Annotated in this window: 3 protein-coding genes and 1 pseudogene; 2 read left to right on the top strand and 2 right to left on the bottom strand. The window is 43.1% G+C overall.

What is annotated here, in order from left to right; genetic code table 11:
* Positions 1–296: pseudogene (locus tag F6K37_RS36910) on the top strand (hypothetical protein); the annotation flags it as partial.
* 15 nt (positions 297–311) lie between these two features.
* On the opposite strand, the gene F6K37_RS36905 reads toward F6K37_RS36910, so the two are convergent.
* Positions 312–1,538, bottom strand: coding sequence for an ABC transporter ATP-binding protein (locus F6K37_RS36905; protein ID WP_008178601.1), 1,227 nt, complete (start codon positions 1,536–1,538; stop codon positions 312–314).
* Positions 1,539–2,348 (bottom strand): ABC transporter permease, encoded by an 810-nt coding sequence (locus F6K37_RS36900; protein ID WP_008178603.1) that lies wholly within the window; start codon positions 2,346–2,348, stop codon positions 1,539–1,541.
* 318 nt (positions 2,349–2,666) lie between these two features.
* Between F6K37_RS36900 and F6K37_RS36895 the strand changes: the two genes are divergently transcribed.
* Positions 2,667–2,879, top strand: coding sequence for a hypothetical protein (locus F6K37_RS36895; protein ID WP_287255948.1), 213 nt, complete (start codon positions 2,667–2,669; stop codon positions 2,877–2,879).
* Positions 2,880–2,921 lie beyond the last annotated feature (42 nt).

Raw genomic sequence — 2,921 nt, 5'->3', positions numbered from 1 at the left:
GGGAATCGGGAATCGGGAATCGGGAATCGGGAATCGGGAATCGGGAATCGGGAATCGGGAATCGGGAATCGGGAATCGTAAAGCTAAATCTGTTACCTGTTGCCTATTACCTGTTCCTCAGTCAACAATCAAGCAACATTAAACCTACCCTTCACCGAACGCCAAAGGCGAACAACATTCAACATTCAACTTTTACCCAACCTTCAACCTTCACCCAACATTCAACCTTCAACCAACATTCAACCTTCAACCAACATTCAACCTTCAACCAACATTCAACCTTCAACCAAATTTAAACCTTCAACCAACTTTCAACCTTCAACAACATCCCAACGAAGCGGTGGGCTAATAATACCTTTTTCGCTATCTTTTGAACGCACTAAAAGCTGATACACATGCCAATGGTAGTCATAGGTATAAGCCCGATTCGGTTCATAAACCCCAACATCAACAAAATACTTACCACCGTTTAAATCTAAGCGGGATAGATGGAGTTTTATTTTTCCTTTACCTTTAATACCTGGTAAGGATGCTCCCATGGTAGTTGTGTTAGTCTCAAGACAGATTTGACCATCTTCAGTGCTAATGATGACACTAAAAATTAGTCCATCAATTGGTTGAAGTGACAAGTACTCAATGTCAATGGCCAAGGAATCACCACTATTAATCTCTAAGCTAGGTAACAGCAGCACATCGGTAATTTCTACTTCTAGAGAGCCAAACCGGTTTTCATTCATTCGCAGTTCCACACCAGACCTAGTCAGTTGGGCAGGTCTGTTGGGAGTAGGTTGCTGGGTTTGCGATCGCATTTGATTGACATACTGTCCTGCTACCACTTTTGGCTCACCGTAAGCCATGATTTGTCCTTGTTGTAGCCACAAAGCGCGATCGCAAAGTTGCTCAATTTGCTCGCTACTGTGAGAAATTAGGACAATAGCACAGCCAGACTCTTTCAACTGAGCAATTCGTTCCAAGCACTTAGCCTGAAATGCCAAATCCCCAACGGACAGAAACTCATCAACTAGCATCACATCTGGGTCTGTGTGTACAGCCACCGAAAACGCCAGCCGCATCTGCATCCCTGTACTATAAGTGCGGACTGGGTTATCGATAAACTGCTCAAGTTCAGCAAACGTCACGATTTCATCAAAACGCCGCCCCACCTCTTGACGAGTAAGACCTGCTACAACACCACTAACAAAAGCGTTTTCTCGCCCAGTCAAATCTGGATGGAAACCAGCCCCCAAATCCAGCAGCGCTCCAATGGAGCCATTAACCCTAACCTTCCCTTCATCCGGTTTTCCAACCCCACCAATCAAGCGCAATAACGTTGATTTACCTGCTCCATTGTGACCGAGAATGCCTAGCATTTGGCCTGGGGAAACCTTGAACGTAATATTCCGCAACGCCCAAAACCCTTCCGCTGCCATAATATGCCGAAAACCCGACAGCGCCGCCTCCATAATAGTAAGCGGTCGCTCAGGATGATAGTAGTTAAAGCGTTTACCGAGTCCTTGAACAATAATTGCATCAACCATCTATAATTCCTCCACAAAGCGATCGCTCTGCCACCGGAAAATTTGAAGACCGATAGGTAAAAACACTGCCGTGACCAAAGCCATAACTAGCAGAGCTATCCAATCCGGTGGTGTTCCTTTAATTAGTACAGCGCGATAGGCGGTAACCAGATGCACCATCGGGTTAAGGTAATAGAAAAACTGGTAATTTTTGGGCACATTAGTAATTTCATAAAAAATAGGTGTGAGATAAAAAAACAGCTGTAGAAGTACACCGATAGTATGCTGGGTGTCGCGAAATATTACATTAAGCCCAGCTAGTATATAGGCTAAACTAATGGTAACGGAAAACTGTAGAGCTTGTAGGATTGGTAACAGTATAATTACTGGCTGTAGCTGAACACCATCGATTAACAGAAAGATAACTAATATTGGCAGGGCTAGAATAAAGTGAATCAGACCTGTTGTTACGGTAACCACCGGTAAGATAGCGTTGGGAAAACCCGGTTGTCGGATCAGGGGGCGATTACTAATAATCACCCCAGTGGCTTGAAAAAGAGACGTGTTAAACCATGTCCATACCAACAAACCAGAAAATGCAAAGGAGGTATATTGAGGAATATCAACCGACAATACAAAACGGAAAACAAAGGAAAATACAGCTAGCTGGAGTAGTGGATTAAGCAGCATCCAAGCTACTCCCAAAACTGACCGTTTGTAGAGTAGCTTCATCTCCCGATTAACTAGCTCTCGTAGCAAATCATAGAGATAAGAAAGCCGCCACTTGTAAAATTGTTTGAGTTTTGATTTTCGATGTTGTATTGAAGACATTGGAGTAATATAGCATTTGACAGCAGTTGTCAATTGGTTTAGGTAATTTCGCCCTCCCTGGTTTTTAGAGAGCAGGGAGCAGGGAGCAGGGAGCAGGGAGCAGTAAATAGGGAATAGTAGGAAATAGATCCGATTATTTGATGATCTATTTTAAAATGCTATATTACTATTTTTTTAGACTTTAATAAAGCAGTAAATTAAAGCTTGATAGGGCTTTATTCAACCCATTGTGATTTAATTTTTTAGTTATTCAAAAAAACTTAAAACCTTGATTAAATAAAAGTTTCAGTCTTTGGCTGAGATTATTGTTTTACGAGAGTGAAACAATATTGTGATAATTTTTGTTCCCTACTCCCTACTCCCTACTCCCGACTCCCGACTCCCGACTCCCGACTCCCGACTCCCGACTCCCTACTCCCTACTCCCTTTGCTATACGACCTTCACGTTTAACCCGCAGATGGGACTGCCACAAAGACCAAACTCCAGCCAGATTACCTGTCATTTCCAACCAGATTAGGGAGATTGGATAATCGCTCCAACCTCTGAGCCGTTGATAGATGCGAGATAAATGA

Source organism: Moorena sp. SIO4E2 (genome assembly GCF_010671945.1).
Lineage (GTDB): Bacteria > Cyanobacteriota > Cyanobacteriia > Cyanobacteriales > Coleofasciculaceae > Moorena > Moorena producens.
The sequence above is the reverse complement of the archived record's forward strand: the minus strand, read 5'-3'. Positions and strand labels throughout refer to the sequence as shown.